The 16,488-nt window shown below is 36.7% G+C and carries 16 protein-coding genes; all 16 read right to left on the bottom strand.

Annotated elements, in window-relative coordinates:
* Complete coding sequence (mraY, locus tag ACQKNZ_RS05975) at nucleotides 1-972, bottom strand: phospho-N-acetylmuramoyl-pentapeptide-transferase (RefSeq protein WP_144537957.1); 972 nt, start codon at nucleotides 970-972, stop codon at nucleotides 1-3.
* A gap of 53 nt (nucleotides 973-1,025) precedes the next feature.
* The gene (locus ACQKNZ_RS05970) at nucleotides 1,026-2,891 is read right to left on the bottom strand and encodes a penicillin-binding transpeptidase domain-containing protein (protein ID WP_151110640.1); all 1,866 of its coding nucleotides are present in this window, start codon (nucleotides 2,889-2,891) and stop codon (nucleotides 1,026-1,028) included.
* A gap of 101 nt (nucleotides 2,892-2,992) precedes the next feature.
* The gene (locus tag ACQKNZ_RS05965; RefSeq protein ID WP_260866601.1) at nucleotides 2,993-5,215 is read right to left on the bottom strand and encodes a penicillin-binding protein; all 2,223 of its coding nucleotides are present in this window, start codon (nucleotides 5,213-5,215) and stop codon (nucleotides 2,993-2,995) included.
* A complete protein-coding gene (gene ftsL, locus ACQKNZ_RS05960) occupies nucleotides 5,212-5,583 on the bottom strand; it encodes a cell division protein FtsL (RefSeq protein WP_154311185.1) in 372 nt (123 codons plus the stop codon). Before ftsL ends, ACQKNZ_RS05965 begins: the two co-directional genes overlap by 4 nt.
* The gene (rsmH, locus tag ACQKNZ_RS05955; protein WP_144537954.1) at nucleotides 5,584-6,534 is read right to left on the bottom strand and encodes a 16S rRNA (cytosine(1402)-N(4))-methyltransferase RsmH; all 951 of its coding nucleotides are present in this window, start codon (nucleotides 6,532-6,534) and stop codon (nucleotides 5,584-5,586) included.
* Between the two features lie 17 nt (nucleotides 6,535-6,551).
* A complete protein-coding gene (mraZ, locus tag ACQKNZ_RS05950; protein ID WP_151110644.1) occupies nucleotides 6,552-6,983 on the bottom strand; it encodes a division/cell wall cluster transcriptional repressor MraZ in 432 nt (143 codons plus the stop codon).
* 536 nt (nucleotides 6,984-7,519) lie between these two features.
* On the bottom strand, nucleotides 7,520-9,136 hold the full coding sequence (bshC, locus tag ACQKNZ_RS05945) for a bacillithiol biosynthesis cysteine-adding enzyme BshC (protein WP_427658582.1): 1,617 nt from the start codon (nucleotides 9,134-9,136) through the stop codon (nucleotides 7,520-7,522).
* Between the two features lie 66 nt (nucleotides 9,137-9,202).
* Complete coding sequence (locus ACQKNZ_RS05940; protein ID WP_427658580.1) at nucleotides 9,203-9,589, bottom strand: DUF3397 family protein; 387 nt, start codon at nucleotides 9,587-9,589, stop codon at nucleotides 9,203-9,205.
* The gene (locus ACQKNZ_RS05935; protein ID WP_427658578.1) at nucleotides 9,582-10,463 is read right to left on the bottom strand and encodes a 2-dehydropantoate 2-reductase; all 882 of its coding nucleotides are present in this window, start codon (nucleotides 10,461-10,463) and stop codon (nucleotides 9,582-9,584) included. Before ACQKNZ_RS05935 ends, ACQKNZ_RS05940 begins: the two co-directional genes overlap by 8 nt.
* Nucleotides 10,464-10,617: 154 nt before the next feature.
* Nucleotides 10,618-12,159, bottom strand: a complete 1,542-nt coding sequence (locus ACQKNZ_RS05930) for an acyl-CoA carboxylase subunit beta (RefSeq protein WP_427658576.1) — start codon at nucleotides 12,157-12,159, stop codon at nucleotides 10,618-10,620.
* A 188-nt stretch (nucleotides 12,160-12,347) separates the two neighbouring features.
* Nucleotides 12,348-12,560: an acetyl-CoA carboxylase biotin carboxyl carrier protein subunit gene (locus tag ACQKNZ_RS05925; RefSeq protein ID WP_144537948.1), complete on the bottom strand. Its 213-nt coding sequence runs from the start codon at nucleotides 12,558-12,560 to the stop codon at nucleotides 12,348-12,350.
* Between the two features lie 2 nt (nucleotides 12,561-12,562).
* A complete protein-coding gene (locus ACQKNZ_RS05920) occupies nucleotides 12,563-13,918 on the bottom strand; it encodes an acetyl-CoA carboxylase biotin carboxylase subunit (RefSeq protein WP_427658574.1) in 1,356 nt (451 codons plus the stop codon).
* A gap of 222 nt (nucleotides 13,919-14,140) precedes the next feature.
* Nucleotides 14,141-14,542 carry a hypothetical protein gene (locus ACQKNZ_RS05915; protein ID WP_186318124.1) on the bottom strand — a complete coding sequence of 134 codons (402 nt, stop codon included), beginning with the start codon at nucleotides 14,540-14,542 and terminating at the stop codon, nucleotides 14,141-14,143.
* Between the two features lie 60 nt (nucleotides 14,543-14,602).
* The gene (locus ACQKNZ_RS05910; RefSeq protein WP_427658572.1) at nucleotides 14,603-15,364 is read right to left on the bottom strand and encodes an enoyl-CoA hydratase/isomerase family protein; all 762 of its coding nucleotides are present in this window, start codon (nucleotides 15,362-15,364) and stop codon (nucleotides 14,603-14,605) included.
* 88 nt (nucleotides 15,365-15,452) lie between these two features.
* Nucleotides 15,453-15,626, bottom strand: coding sequence for a 50S ribosomal protein L32 (gene rpmF / locus ACQKNZ_RS05905; RefSeq protein WP_144537945.1), 174 nt, complete (start codon nucleotides 15,624-15,626; stop codon nucleotides 15,453-15,455).
* A 24-nt stretch (nucleotides 15,627-15,650) separates the two neighbouring features.
* On the bottom strand, nucleotides 15,651-16,190 hold the full coding sequence (locus ACQKNZ_RS05900; protein WP_144537944.1) for a YceD family protein: 540 nt from the start codon (nucleotides 16,188-16,190) through the stop codon (nucleotides 15,651-15,653).
* Nucleotides 16,191-16,488 lie beyond the last annotated feature (298 nt).

Raw genomic sequence — 16,488 nt, 5'->3', positions numbered from 1 at the left:
TTACATTACCTCCATGATTACTACAATCATTGCCGAAATAAAGTTAATTGCCCAAAAGGTCGTTACAACTTTACGCTCACTCCAGCCAGACAATTCAAAGTGATGATGAATAGGACTCATCTTAAATATTCGCTTTCCAGTTGTTTTAAAGCTGATAACTTGTAAAATAACCGATAAAGTTTCTATTACAAATATAATCCCCACTATAAGTAAAAGAATTTCTTGTTTTACAAGAATAGATACCATTGCTAATGCTCCACCTAAAGCAAGAGAACCAGTATCACCCATAAATACCTTTGCTGGGTTTTTATTGAACAACAGGAAGCCTAGCAAAGCACCTGCTACACTAAATGTGAAAATTGCTATGTCTGTTTGTTCGTAGATTAATGCAAGTACACCGAAAGTAGCGAATGACACTGATGCTGTACCAGATACTAAGCCATCTAGTCCATCCGATAGATTTACTGCGTTGGAGAAACCAACTAGCCAGAAGACTAAAAAAGCCACATAAAATTGACCTAATGAGAATCTAATATCTGTCCACGGTATAGACAAGGATGTATCAAATGGTCCTAATTTTAATAAGAAGTAGCCGATAATCGCTACAATGATTTGACCGATTAGCTTTTGCCATGAAGTCAAACCTAAATTTCGTTTTAAAACTACTTTTATAAAGTCATCCAAGAAACCTATTAATCCAAATCCAACTAATATTAATAGTAATACAATGGATTGAGTAGTAATTTTGTCAAAAATAAAGGAAATGGCAAGCGTTGTCACAATAATGGAGATTAAAAATATTAATCCTCCCATTGTAGGTGTACCAGCTTTTTTCTGATGAGACTCTGGGCCCTCTTCTCTAATACTCTGCCCAAATTTCATTTTTCTTAGATAAGGAATAATAATCGGGGCAAGTAAAACAGATACTAGAAAGCTAACAATAAGTGTAATAATCGTTGTAGACAATGTCATAAAAAAATCTCCTTAAATACGCACAACTATTTACGAATGTACTATAGTTATTTTTATTTTGTGTAAACATGTATCGTCCCATCTAACGGAATAAGACTGTTTTCTTTAGGTAATTGGGTTAAAATTTCATCCCCATCCCCGTGCCAAACAATTTTAAATGGATACATATAAGATGTAATTTCTTTTCTTTTGGTACCTACTAAGTCAGGAACTCTAACAGTTTGGACGTCACCCCATCTGTAATCTTTTTCTAGCTGAGTACCACTGCCAGTAACTTCAAGTGAATCTTCAATTATTTGACCAACAATTGGCGCTGCTATAACTCCTCCGAACTGTGTGCTATGTTTAGGATTATCAATCGCCACGTATACAATAAGCTCTGGGTTATCAGCTGGCGCGAAACCAATGAAAGAAACAATATATTCCCCTTCCATGTATCGACCGTTTTGAACCTTTTGTGCAGTCCCAGTTTTTCCACCGATACGCAATTGGTCTCGATAAGCATTTCTTCCAGATCCATGGGCCACAACATGTTCAAGAGCCTCACGAACCTTTTGAGATGTAGCCTCCGAAATTACTTGAGTTTTCATCTCCGGTTCAGCTTTCGATAAAACTTCTTTTGTTTCTCCATCCAATATATTTTTTACGATATATGGCTTATATAGATAACCGCCATTAATAGCAGCAGCAACTGCCTGTACTTGTTGGATTGGTGTTACAGAGATACCTTGACCAAAAGAAGTCGTAGCATGTTCGACAGGTCCGTATGCATCCTTGCTAAATAGAATACCCGAGGATTCTCCAGCCATTCCAGAACCAGTGGATTGACCAAAACCAAATTTTTTAATGTACTCTGAAAGCTTATCAGGTCCAACTCTTCTGCCTAATTCTATGAAGCCTGGGTTGCAGGAATTTTCAACAACCTCCAAAAATGTCTGACTGCCATGTCCTTGACGCTTCCAGCATCGCAATCTCGCACCCTCTACTATCGTATAACCTGCATCATGGAAATGATCATTGTCTAAATCCACCACATTTTCTTCTAAGGCTGCGCTCAATGTAATAATTTTAAATGTAGATCCTGGCTCAAAAGTCATCCAAACTGGTAAGTTACGATTATAAACAGTAGAATCGACTTCTTGATAGGAGGACGGATCAAAGTTCGGTGCGGAAGCAAGCGCAAGAATTTCCCCGTTGTTTGGATTCATTACTATAGCAATACCTTGAGTAGCTTCATATTTGTCCATAGCTTGAGACAGTTCTCTTTCTACAACAGTCTGTATCTTCATATCAATAGTCAGCTGAACATGGTTGCCATTTTGTCCATTTTTCCAGCCGTCATCTACATGGGGAAGTGGAATCCCCTTTGCATCCGTAAACATACGAATGGCTGATTCTTTCCCCTTCAGTACGGAATCGTATTGATATTCAATCCCAGCAAGTCCCTGTGCATCATATCCAGTAAAACCAAGTAATCTGGACAACATTCTGCCATGCGGGTAATCTCTTACATAGTCAATCCCAGCATACAATCCTTTAATATTTTTATCTTGAATTTGCATAGCCAAATCAGAGGTAATATTTTTTCCATCAGGAGCTATTTTAACAAGATATGCTCTTTTGTTAATTTGGTCGTATAATTTTTGCTCTTCTACCTCTAATAGTGGAGCTATCTCTTCTGCAACCTTGTCAGGCTCTTTGTTTTGAGATGGCATATAAAATAGAGTTGGTGATAGCTTATTCCCAACAATTACCTCACCATTTCTATCGAGTATATTACCCCTCTCGGAAGCATAGGGTAATTCTCTGTCCCAACTTTCCTTCGCTTTAGTAGTTAGTTCCTCAAATTGGACAAACTGAAGCTGAATAAGCTTTCCTGCTACCGCTATAAACAACAGAAGCGTGATAATCCATATCATCCGTAATCGAATAACTTGCTTAAGTTTAGATATAAAGTTTTCTCCTTTAGCCCGTTTTAGATAGCTTATGAAAAAACGTCAGTAACTATTCTATCACTCTTCTAGTCTTGTGGTAGTTGCTCTGTTTCTTCGACTTCTTCTGTTTCTTCTTTTTCTACGACTGGATCAGCTACTTCCTGAGGAGTAGATAGTTGAACAACTATCGGTGTCTCGCTTGTAACAATTGATCCTGCTGTTAAACTTTGCTTAGAAACATAACCATCACCAATTATTTCAATAGGTAGTCCAGAAAGTGACTTATAAATCATTAGATTTCTTTTAGACCAACCATTAAAGTTAGGAAGCTGTATTTCCCCACTACCTTTAACAAAGACCGTTCCTTTAGAAATAACTGAAGTACCCGCCTTAGGATATTGTTCAACAACCTTATCCGCCTGACCAATTATAACAGTTTTCAAGCCTTGTGCTTCTAAATCCATTTGGATATCAACCAAATTTTTTCCAACTAAATCTGGCATTGTAATAGGCTTAGACAATTCAAGATTTTCAGGTTCTATGTTTAAATACTTTAAGCTACTTTCTGTAACGGAATTAAATATCTCTGCTACTGGCTGAGAACCTACTTCCGTATCTTTAATCTTAGGTTTATGAACTGCTACATAAACTATTAACTGTGGGTCCTCTACCGGCGCCATACCTAAGAATGAGTATAGGAATAATTGTCTCCCCCATAAATAGGAACCATCACCTTTTGGAATTTGAGCTGTACCAGTTTTACCTGCAGAAGTATATCCTTCTAGCTTGAATCGTTGGGCAGTTCCATGATCCGAAGTAACTGTGCTTTCTAAAATGTCCTTCACCTGATTTGCAGTACTAGCTGAAATTGGAGATTTCTTTTCAACTGGTTCATTGTCTTCGATAATTTCGCCTGTATTGGGATTTACAATTTTATCAATAACAAATGGTTGCATCATAGTACCTTCATTTGCAATAGCTGTCATAGCTTGAACCATTTGAATTGGCGTTACAGTTACTCCCTGCCCATAGGTAGTGGTAACTCTATTGATAGGATATTTATCATTTACAATTCCAGCTGCTTCATTTGGAAGGTCTATACCCGTGGGCTGCCCAAAACCAAAACGACGAATATACTCTATAAAGGTTTCATCGCCAATCTTATTTAGTAAAAAAGCCATAGAAACGTTAGAAGACCTTTGGAAACCCTCTAAATATGAAATTGGTCCCCAACCTAACCCATTGTTATGGTCTCTAATTGTACGGTCAAACACTTTATAAGTACCCGATTTAAATTTTTCATTTGGATTCCAGACACCCTCCTCTATTGCAGAGGCAAGTGTAAAAATCTTCATCGTGGAACCTGGTTCTATTGTTTGCTCTATTGCTTCATTTAACCAGTTAGTTGATAGTCCTTCGCGTGTATTAGGTTCAAATGTTGGTCTTTGAGACATCGCTAAAATCTCTCCAGTTTTAGCATTTGCAACGATTGCTGTCATTTTTTCTGGCTTATACTTTTCTTCTGCTTTATTCATAGCATCTTCTAGAAAGTTTTCTATCGTTTTATCTAGTGTTAAATGAATGTTATAGCCGTCTTGTGCATCTGTGACCATTTTGTCTGCCTTAGGAAGTAAAAACCCTTTTGTGTCGCTTTGATATTCCACTTTTCCAGGTGTCCCAGTTAGTGCTTTGTCGTAAATATATTCTAGTCCCATTTTACCAACCGCTTTAGATTTGCCATCCTCTGTTTCTTCCTTTAAAGCAAATCCGATTAAATGAGAAGCAAAAGTGCCGTTAGGATATAATCTTTTTAAATCCTGGATAAACATAATTCCAGGTAATTCTAAACTCTTAATCTCTAACATTTTTTGGTGACTTAAATCCCGTCCAGCTTTCCCAAACTCTACCTGATACTTGTCCTTTTCTATTCCATTGTTCAATATTTCTAGTATTTCTTCCTGTGGGAGGTCTATATATTCAGCAAGTATGTTTGCTGTATCCCCTGGATCTACTACATGACGAGGAATAGAACTGTTGTTAGATACATCTTCCCTAGTAACTGCAATCATTTTATAACTAAGTGTATCTTCAGCGATGACTTCCCCATTGCGATCTAGAATTTCTCCTCTGCTCGCTGGAATTTCTTGAACTCTATTATATTTAGATTCTGCCTTAGTTGCCAAAGACTGTCCTTCTGCTGTTCCTGTCACTTGAATAAATACGAAGCGGCTAAGTAATACAAAAAAGAGCCCTCCATAAAGTAAAAACATTAGAAAGGCTCCCCATTGAAAACGAAATTTCTTATTCATTGTCCTGGTACTACCTTTACATTTTGCTCATTTAGTTTCAAGCCGAGTTCCTCCGCCTTTTTCCAAATTCGATCATAGGTAGATAATTCACGCACTTGTATGGACAAGTCTGTATTTTCTTTTGAAGTAGTATCTATTTGTTGTTCTAGTAAGGATATATCCTTTGTAGTTGCTCTTACAGTTGATTGAGTTTGGACAATCATTAAAGACAGAATAGTAACAATGCTTAATAAACCTAAAAACAAAACTTTTTCACCTTTTGAAAATATTTTACTTTTCTGTATTGCTGGCTTCTTTGGTTGTGGTGGTTGCTCCGGAAAAGAAGGCCTAGCTATGTATGGTTCGGATTGGTAATTACGTAAAGCCATTTAAACACTTCCCTTTTCGATTAGTTTTTCCACAATTCGTAGCTTAGCAGATCTTGAACGATTATTAACTTCTAGCTCAGCCTCAGACGGCAAAATAGGCTTTTTAGTAACTAGCTTTAACATTGGCTCCATTCCTGCAGGTATGACCGGCAAGTTTGGCGGTAAGTTTGGTAAAGATGAAGCTTCTTTAAAAATAGTCTTAGTAAGTCTGTCCTCTAAGGAATGGAAGGTAATCACACTTATTCTTCCACCTACTTTAATAAGCTGTATTGCGTCCTCCAGAGATTCCTCCGCTGCTCCAAGCTCATCGTTAACCGCAATTCTAACTGCTTGAAAAATTCGTTTTGCAGGATGACCACCTGTTCTCCTAGCTGCAGCTGGTATTCCTGCTTTGATCAACTCTACTAGCTGGAAGGTAGTTTCGACAGGTGATACTTCTCTTGCCTGTTCAATTTTCCTAGCAATTTGCTTAGAAAACTTTTCTTCTCCATAACGGAAAAAGATTTTAACTAATTTTTCATAGGGCCATTCATTGATCACATGATAGGCTGTTAGTTCGCTTGTTTGGTCCATTCTCATATCAAGAGGGGCATCGTAGTTATAGCTAAAGCCTCGTTCAGGGGTATCTAGCTGAGGAGAAGAAACTCCTAAGTCGTATAAAATCCCATCGACCTTTTCTATTCCTAAATCATATAATGATTCTTTTAAGTATCGAAAGTTCGCATGAACAAACGTTACTTGCTCTAGGTATGGCGCTAACTTAATCTTTGCATTTTCTATTGCTACGGTATCTTGGTCGAAACAGATTAATCTACCTTTTTCATTAAGCTGTTTTACTAAATACTCACTGTGACCTGCTCCGCCTAGCGTGCAGTCTACATAGATTCCATCGGGACGAATAGCTAGTCCATCTACCGTCTCGTGGAGTAATACTGTTGTATGATGAAACAAGCTCTTCCCTCCATTTCTTATATATCAAAGCCGATCATATTTTCTGCAATATCGTTAAATGAATCCTCAGAGTCTTCAAAGTATGTTTCCCATGCTTCCTTAGCCCATATCTCTAAACGATTAGAAACACCAAGGATAATACACTCCTTGTCCATCTTTGCATAAGACCGAAGATTATTCGGTATATTAATGCGGCCTTGCTTATCAATTTCTACCTCAGTGGCACCAGAAAAGAAAAAACGAGTAAATGCCCGTGCATCTTTTTTAGTAACGGGTAGTTCTTTTAACTTTTCTTCGAGCTTTCGCCATTCATTCATAGGATAACCAAATAAGCAATTATCAAGACCACGGGTTAAAACAAAACATTCCTCTAAATGCTCTCTAAATTTAGAAGGTATGATTATTCTCCCTTTAGGATCGACGTTATGCTGGTATTCGCCCATGAACATGCTACTCACCCCACTTTATGTCAATAACATACCACATCCCTCCACTTTCCTCCACATTTTTTTCTTAAATAAGCATACAATTTTTCAAAATGCGTAATAAGTACTTGTTGAAACAAGTTTAGAGCGAATACGACAGGGTTTTATAAGATAAAAAGCATACCCGTATTCATAAAATATAAACCTGTTTTATATTAAATTTAGAATAAATTTAAATGAAAACTGAAATATATTTTTCAAATCAAAAAAAGATATTCATTCTTCTCGTCTTTATAGGTTTCTTAATGACACTGAGTTATGCTGAATGTATAATTACCACCGAGAAATAAGCAATTTTTCTAATCCTAAAAAAATACCAAATTATCATTCTTACTATTTTTGTAATTAGCGAAAATAATAGAATAATAGATAATCCTATAGTTGAGGGCGACGAGAAATCTATCCATTCACCAAAATAACACCGTACATATCAAAGTAAACGCTCAAAGCTACAAAAACGAAAAAATCCCCCACCAGTTAAGGTGGGGAATTGATAAACCTTATAGAAAAACTACTTGATGCTTACCATTGAATTTGTATGGAATTTGCAACAATTCCTGGATGAGAGTTGGACCCATTTCATTTAACACTTGAACAGGACAGTAAACTCTTTCCTGTAAACCATCGTTAGGCATTAACTCCATCATTAATTGGTCGTAACGATAAATAGACGAATCTAATTTAGATAAAAGTGTATCTTCCACAGCATGGTCGATAAAGGTAAGCTGTTTGAAATGAAAATTCAAGTTTTTTTCTACTAAAGGTGTTAACTTAAGATCGTTTTCTAGTAGTAGTTCCTCAAGCTTTTCATACTTATTGGACAGCTCATCCTTAATAGACTGGATGTATTTTGGAATATCTTCATTTCTATTTTGTTCGATAAACTGTACCTTAGATTGTCCCACTACTCCACTCCATACATCTGGAACTGAAAATTCAAGTTTCTTAAGAATCGTCTGAACCTTAGGTGTAACAAGTGTTACGCTAAGTCTTGGTGTTATAACTGGCATTTTCATATCGAATAATTCAAATGCCGGCTTTAGGGTTGCCCAATACGCAATTTCGCCAGGACCGCCGATGAAGCTTAAAACAGGAAAAACCATTTCCTGCATAATTGGACGAGTAACTACGTTGTTGCTAAGCTTTTCAGGGGTATTTTGAGCGATAAGGAGAAGTTCCTCTTTTGTAAAGGCAATACCTTTTGCTTCATGTATAAAAAGATTGTTTTCTCTCTCTAGAAGGAATCGTTCGCCATCCTCTACATAAAACAGGTTTGCTGCAGTTTCTTTCGCTTGAATTGGCGTTCCGTAGTCTAATCGTTCAAGCTTTTGCTCTTGATGAAAAACTAATGATCCTAATTCAGCCGAGCGGTTAATCATTTCTTGAAAAAAAGCTGATTCTAATTCACGAAGTGGCTTATACGCAGCATCAATCATCAGCAATCCTTCTTCATTAAACAATTCATTCATTATTGCCGTAAAGAAAGATGTATAGGTTGAATGTTCATCTATAAGAATAACGAATTTATTATATAGATCTTTTGTGTATGCTGTTTCAGGTAAGCTTTTGAAAATTTCCTCTAAATATACAATCATCATTTCTTTCGTATATGTTGTTTCAGAGGCGATTTTCTTTAACTTTGATTTTTCAGGGAAGACGAGCTTATGAAGCATTCTACTTTTCTCTATGTAAATATGATTAATTTCATCGATATCATGATCTTCGCCCGCAATCCAAAATACAGGAATTACTGGTACTCCTTGTATTTCTCTTTGTTGCTTTGCAAGAGCAATTACAGAAATTGCTTTATGGATGGAATACATAGGGCCTGTCAGTAAACCTGCCTGCTGTCCGCCAATTACAACCACACCATTATTTTTCAATTCCTCTAAATGCTTTTTACTTTTTTCTGAAATTCCAAACATGTTCATATAGCTAGTAATTACTTCTACCAGTTCGGTTCTTTTATGATTAGTAAAATCAGTTTCCTGAATTCTTTTGTTTAAAGCCTCTTGGTTCCAGTTATAGTGAAAGAATGAAGATAGGCTTTCAGTATCCTCTAAATATGTTTGATAGAATGAGGAAACAAATGGTTGTGTGTATTGCTCTAATCGCACGATTTTCCACCTCTTTAATATAATCCTTTTAGAGTATATCATTTCATGATAAAGAGATAAAAATTATTAGCTTATATACTTTAAAACATATCGGATTACTCCGATTAACCATAAAAGTGCATAAGTAACGCAAAGCAAAATAAAAAATAGCCTCCATATTTTACGGAGTAATGGTTGGACCTCTATTTCTTTTTTGCTACGCCATTCCAAAATAGTTAGTAGCGTGGCTATCAGGATGGCAATAATTATGATTAAAAAGCCTATCTCCTTAACAAAAACAATATTGAAAACGATGGATACAGAGAAAAATAATAGAAAAGTAGTAATGTCTGCCGCAATTCCAATAGACTTTTTTCGTTTCTTTAGAGCATACTTAGCAACTGCGAAAGTAAATATAAATAAAATGGCTGGAATTAAAATAAATGCAGAAATTAGATTAATAATGTCATTCACCTGCTTTATTCATTTCTTTTAACAATAAATAAAAAGTATTTAAGATTGGTAAGGCTTTATTTCTATTTTCAGCTTCTCTTAAAATCGCTCCCACTATGGTCTCCACTTCCATGATACGACCACTTTGATAATCCTTTAACATAGATGAGTAGTTTTTTTCTGTATTTTGGCAGAGTGACACTACTTCCTCCCACGATAAAAGTTCCTTGCACTCAACGAATGCCTCTAAACTTTCTTCATAAATACTTCGTAATATCTCTTTATACGATTCATTTTTAATAAGCTCTCCGTTTTGTACATGAGCAATTGTCGTCAGTGGATTTATTAAACTATTAAGCAATGCTTTTTTAAACAGGATTTGGTATATATTTTGAGAATATTGAATAGGGAAATTTTCTATATTACTATGTAGGAATTGCTCTAGAGATGTCCATTTCCCTTTATATATCCCTATTGATGTCACACCGACTCCTAAATGTTGGACTGTAGCGGGGTTACTTTTGGTCGCTCCATGAAGCACAGACCCAAGTATAATGTTTGATTGTTTTAAAGTATCTATAAATTGTATATGGAGTAAACCATTTTGTATAAACATTAGAGGAATTTCTCTTGGTAAGGAGTCTAAATCTTTTTTTAAGGAAGAGAGATGGTGGTATTTCACTGCCACTATAATTAACTCCATTTGATTCATAGTTGCTATTGAAGAGACTATTTGACATTTAATCGGCTCTGGCTCAGACAAATTTTCTTGCTGTATGTATAGTTGTTCTATGTTTTTATTTCTTACTAAAAAGGTTATGTCATGTCCATGCTTTGATAAATAGCCACCAAATAACATACCTATTGCTCCCGCCCCTACAATTCCAATGCGCAAATTCATTTCCTCCCTATATTATTTATTGCATTTTGTTTAAGAAACTCTTTAAGCAAAGTACAAGTCCTATGTTAAACGACAAATATAAACCTTGAAAAAAATATATATCCTTTGAAAAAGGCCTACCTCTAGGGTAGACCTTAGTTAAAAAAGATTATACAGGAAGTACTGGATGTTTTCGAGGTGCAATTGTTATTTCTTTATTTTCATAATATCTTAAACGGTTAGCCAATTCATTGCGTAGATCACTTGGCTTAACAATCTCATCAATAATCATTTCGGAAGCAAGTTTATAAATATCAATTTCTTCCTTATATTCTGCATGCTTTTCCTGAACAAACTTCAGTTTCTCTTTTGGATCCTCAATTGCTTCAATCTTGTTTGAATAGACCGCATTTACAGCAGCCTCAGGTCCCATAACAGCAATTTGAGCTGTTGGAAGAGCAATACACACATCAGGCTCAAATGCAGGGCCTGCCATAGCATATAATCCAGCCCCATATGCTTTACGTACAATTACCGAAATTTTAGGTACTGTTGCTGAGCTCATGGCTGCAATTAGCTTTGCTCCGTGACGGATAATTCCTGCTCGTTCCACTTTGGTTCCAATCATAAATCCTGGCACATCTGCTAAGAACAATAAAGGGATAGAGAAAGCGTCACAAAGCGAAATAAATTTAGCTGCCTTGTCTGCCGAATCAACAAATAGTACTCCGCCTTTTGCTTTAGGTTGGTTAGCTATAATGCCAACAGCTTGTCCTTCAATTCGAGCGAATCCAGTAATTAACTCAGGAGCAAAAAGTTTTTTAACATCAAAGAACGAACCCTCATCTATTAGAGCATCAATTGCCTCGTACATATCAAAAGGAGCATTTTGATTTTCTGGAATAATTGCTTCAAGCGTTCTGCCAACTTTAATGTCCTTAGGTTCTATTTTTTTAGGCTTTTCTGTGTAGTTAGCAGGGAAATAGCTTAAGTACTTTTTCGCCTCTTCAATTGCTTCTTCTTCTGTTGATACAAGGACATCGCCAACTCCACTTACTGTGCAGTGCATTCTTGCACCGCCCATTTCTTCTAATGTAACCTTTTCCCCAATAACTTTTTCAGCCATACGTGGAGAACCTAAATACATAGAGGCATTGCCTTCTACCATGAATACAATATCACAAAATGCTGGAATATATGCTCCTCCAGCAGCAGAAGGTCCAAACAACAAGCAGATTTGAGGGATAAACCCAGAAAGTCTTACTTGATTATGGAAGATTCTTCCCGCCCCCCTGCGATTAGGGAACATAGCCAACTGGTCTGTAATACGAGCACCAGCAGAATCAACTAAATATAACAAAGGCACTCTATTTTTTTCAGCAATTTCTTGTATACGAATTATTTTCTCAACTGTTCTAAAGCCCCATGACCCCGCTTTTACTGTTGAGTCGTTTGCCATTACGCAAACAGTTTGCCCATTCACTTTACCAGTAGCAGTAACTACGCCATCCGCTGGTAGGTCACTAGCCTCCACGTTTGCAAAGCGACCATCCTCAACGTATTCTCCATTATCAAATAATAGCTTAAGACGGTCACGAACGAATAACTTGCCCTGTTCCTTCATTTTTTCATGATATTTAGAATGTCCCCCTGCATATATGGACGATAGCTTTTCTTCTAATTTTTCGTTATACCCTTTTGTTTCTCCCACTTTGCAAAACCCCCAATTCAAGTAGTTTCAGCCGGTCATTCCACCGACTGATACAAACTTGATAGAATAAACTACTAAACAATGATTTTATACATAGTTGCGTCAATTCCAATAATATTCAATAGAGCACTACCAATGTAAGTGGTATCCTCTGTTTTAATTATCTTGAATAATTACAAACTAAAAACTTATTCAAAGGTTACTAATACGTCACCTTCGTTAACGAAGTCTCCAACTTGTGCTTTGATTTCTGAAACCTTCCCAGAAGTGTCTGCTTCTACTGGTATTTCCATTTTCATCGATTCAAGAACCATTACTACTTGTCCTGCCTCTACTTCTTCACCAACTGCTACATTTACTGTAAATACTGTCCCTGCCATTGTTGATTCTAAATTCTTCATTTTTAAATTTCCTCCCTTTGTTTGGCCATCCATTCCCCTAAAACGGACGTTGAATATATTCCACTTGTAAAGTTACTATCATGTAAAAACTGATTAAACAGTGGAATATTAGTTTTTACTCCTTCTATTTTAGCAGAAGAAAACAATTTTTGTGCTTTCTCAATTGCTAATTTTCTGTTATCTGCATGGATAATGACTTTTGAGATCATCGGATCATAGAAAGGCGTTACTTTATCACCTTCCTCATACCCAGCATCTACTCGCACCTCAGTCAGGTCTCCCCATGAAAGAGTCGAGATAGTTCCCGGAGAAGGGAAAAATGTTTTTGGATCTTCAGCATAGATTCTAAATTCAAACGCGTGCCCATTGGAAGTAATATTTTGCTGTTCCTTAACAGGCAACTCCTCTCCCTCAGCAACCTTTAGCTGCCATTCTACCAAGTCAAAGCCCGTTACTGCTTCTGTGACAGGATGCTCCACTTGTAAGCGCGTGTTCATCTCTAGAAAATAAAATTGATGCTCTTGATCTACGATAAATTCAACAGTACCAGCATTTACATAATCGACCGCTTTAGCTGCGTTTACTGCTGCTTCATATAGTTTTAAACGAGCTTCCTCAGGAAAGTTAGGAGATGGAGATTCCTCCAATACTTTTTGATTTCTTCTTTGTACAGAGCAATTACGCTCGAACAAATGAACAATATTTCCTTTTGTATCTCCGAAGATTTGTACTTCAATGTGCCGTGAAGCCTCTATAAATTTTTCTAAAAATACTATATCGCTTCCAAAATAGGATTTTGCTCTTGTTTTAATGGAATCAAAATGCTTGCTAAGAGTCGCCTCATCATCACATTTAATCATTCCAATTCCACCGCCACCTGCACTTGCCTTCAGCATAATGGGGTAGCCAATTTGATTAGCTGCCTCTAGTGCAGCCTCTAAAGAGTTAAGCCCTTCTTCCGTACCCGGAACTACTGGAACATTTGCTTTAATCATTGTTATACGTGACTCAATCTTATCACCCATTTTTTCAATTGTTTCGGGCTTAGGTCCAATGAATTTAATCCCAGCAGCCTCCGCTTTTCTAGCAAACTCTGCATTTTCTGATAGAAAACCATAGCCTGGGTGAATAGCGTCAACGCCTTCTCTCTTTGCCAGTTCAATGATTTCGTCTGCTTTTAAATACGATTGCTGTACCTGGCTTGGTCCGATATGAAAAGAATAATCAGCCTCTTTTACATAAGGCAACTGTTCATCCGCCTCCGAATAAATAGCGACTGTCTCAATATTCAACCGTTTGCATGTTTTAATAATACGTCTTGCAATTTCTCCCCTATTTGCTATTAATAGCTTTTTCATATGTATCTCCCCTTTGTCAAAAAATTTCTCCCCCCTATTAGTCTATACGATAAATGAAAGCGAATTCAACTTTCATCCTAAAAATGGGTAAATTCCTCCTGTTTACTAGATGATGAATTTGTTACAGGTGCCAGGCACCTGTAACAAAGTTGTCATCTCCCCTCGAAAGCTAACATGGTCGAAGCCATAATAAAAAGTCTCTATAATTTAGAGACTTCTTGGCTAATTTCTGTCTATATGTTGAACACCTTGTTTGGCCCAGTTCACTAATACCTCGTAATCTCTTTTCAGTAAATTATACGCAGTAGATATTTCATCATAGGAATTTTTCATCTGGTCATAGCTTTGCATTGCAAGCTGCAAATGGTTTTGAAGGGAAGAGGGATCAGTTACTGTTTCCTTGTAGCTTTCTTCCTTCGGGGAATCTTCTTTTGGGAAAAGTTGTGGGCGAAGATTTTTGTTCCATCTAAATGCACAAGCCTGTTTAGAACGTCCTAACAAAACACTTGCTTCCTGGAATCCGGAGATTTGGGTGTGGCCTTGTTCAATCTTTTTTAATACTATTTCTTTTAGTAGATTGTCTTCTTCGAGGGTCCAGCTATCTTTTCTCAATTTAACATTCACATTAATCACCCTTTGCTTTTTTATTAATATATGCAAAGTGGGTATAAATAGACTCTTATTTTACTTCTTTTTTGTTAAAAAAGAATTTACTGCCTCATGGTGCACATCTGCCTCCCAAAGAATTGAACATTCTTTTACTTCCTCCATTATTCTCTCGAATAATTGAGATTGCTCCCATTTTCTTATGAGTTGTTTTTTGTATGCCTTCAAAACTGTTGAATGAGGAACAATCATTTTTGCGATAAATTCATTGAGTGCATCTAATTTATCCCCCTCAAAGAGATCAGTAGCCCAACCGATTGATAGAAGCTCATTTGAATCATATGGAGTTGCTTCAGTTAGCATTGTTAAAGCTTTGTCATAGCGCATTCCTTTTTCAAAAAGGTATGTTCCACCACCCCATCCAGTGGTAATCGCTAATTTTCCTTGAATAAAACCACATTTCGCTTCTTTTTTAACAAGTCTATAGTCACATAATGTAGCTATCTCGCAGCCTCCGCCAACTGCTGTTCCATTGATTAAGGCAACTGTCGGAACCTCTAGCGTAGCCACATCATAAAGCACCTCAGCGACAGTACTTAACATACTATAAGATTCCTCAGCAGTTTTTAGCTTATGAAAAACGGACAAGTCTCCGCCTGAGCAAAATGATTTTTCACCTACACCTGTAATAACGACCAGCTTAAAAGTTTTGTTTGTTCTAACATTATTAACAAGCTGTCTAAATCCTTCTATTACTTCTAAGTTGATAGCGTTATGTATATTTGGTCGATTAATTTCAAAAAATAGGATGCCTTCTTTTTCTATCATTGTATAAGCCACAAAACGTACCTCCTAAAATGAATATAGAGAAAAAGGCTACCGAAGAGCCATGGTCTCTTTGGTAGCCTTTTAAGGAACAAATACTGTATTATTTGCTCACTACTTCTTTCCCTTTGTATTGACCGCATGATTTACAAACTCGGTGAGCCAATTTCATTTCACCACAATTTGAACAAGCAACCATACCAGGTACGGATAATTTAAAATGTGTACGACGTTTTCTTTTTACAGTTTTAGAAGTTCTTCTAGCTGGTACTGCCATTGGTGGCACCTCCTTACAGATCTATTATTCGTCTGTTTGATCAAAATACTTAGCTAATTCAGCAAGTCTTGGATCCAATTTTGGTTGTTCATCTTCTTGCAAATCATTCAGATCTTCATCTGTTGTGTAGCTCCAGCCTGTACCACCCTCGTGTTTAAATTGGTCTGCACCTTCTTTATACACTTGCAATGGTATTTCTAAAAGAACTAGTTCTTCTAGAACAGGGTCGACATTAATGACATCCCCTTCTACAACATGAAAATTATCATACGCTCTTGCAGAAGCGAGTGCACTATCAGACCAACTGAATACTTCATCAGATTGAATCTCAAATGGATATTCTACATCTTCCCAAGTGCGTGCACATGGTAATGTTAGAGTTCCTGAAAGCTGAAAATGACAAGTCATTTGCGCTGCACCAAATGTGCAGTGCCCTTTTACATGAACGGGTGAAATCTTTCGAACGTCCTGATTTCGTTTCTTCACATTTTCGAGTTCCACGAATTCATCTAATTCTAGACCGTTCTCACGATATTTGGATAGCTGATGAATTGCCCATTTCATACGATTATCACCTCAAGACAACAAAGTTGATTATATAATGACTGGTTTTAGATGTCAAGATAATTTCTTGTCACTACTTTATTTTAACATTATACTTTCAGTAAGGAAAGTAAATGCATTCCATATATTTTTAACAGACGAATTAAAGATTCAGATGGCTCCACCAATGAAAATCTGGCTAGAAACACTAAATACGCCAGCGCCTTTCTATACCCCCAACAAGTAGAGGAGAAATTGTGAGTAGGCATTTTCTCAGCAACAGTAAACGCACTTATTTTAGATTTGCTTGCGCAGCTTT

It is taken from the genome of Psychrobacillus sp. NPDC093200, assembly GCF_050280345.1.
Taxonomy (GTDB): domain Bacteria; phylum Bacillota; class Bacilli; order Bacillales_A; family Planococcaceae; genus Psychrobacillus; species Psychrobacillus faecigallinarum.
The sequence above is the reverse complement of the archived record's forward strand: the minus strand, read 5'-3'. Positions and strand labels throughout refer to the sequence as shown.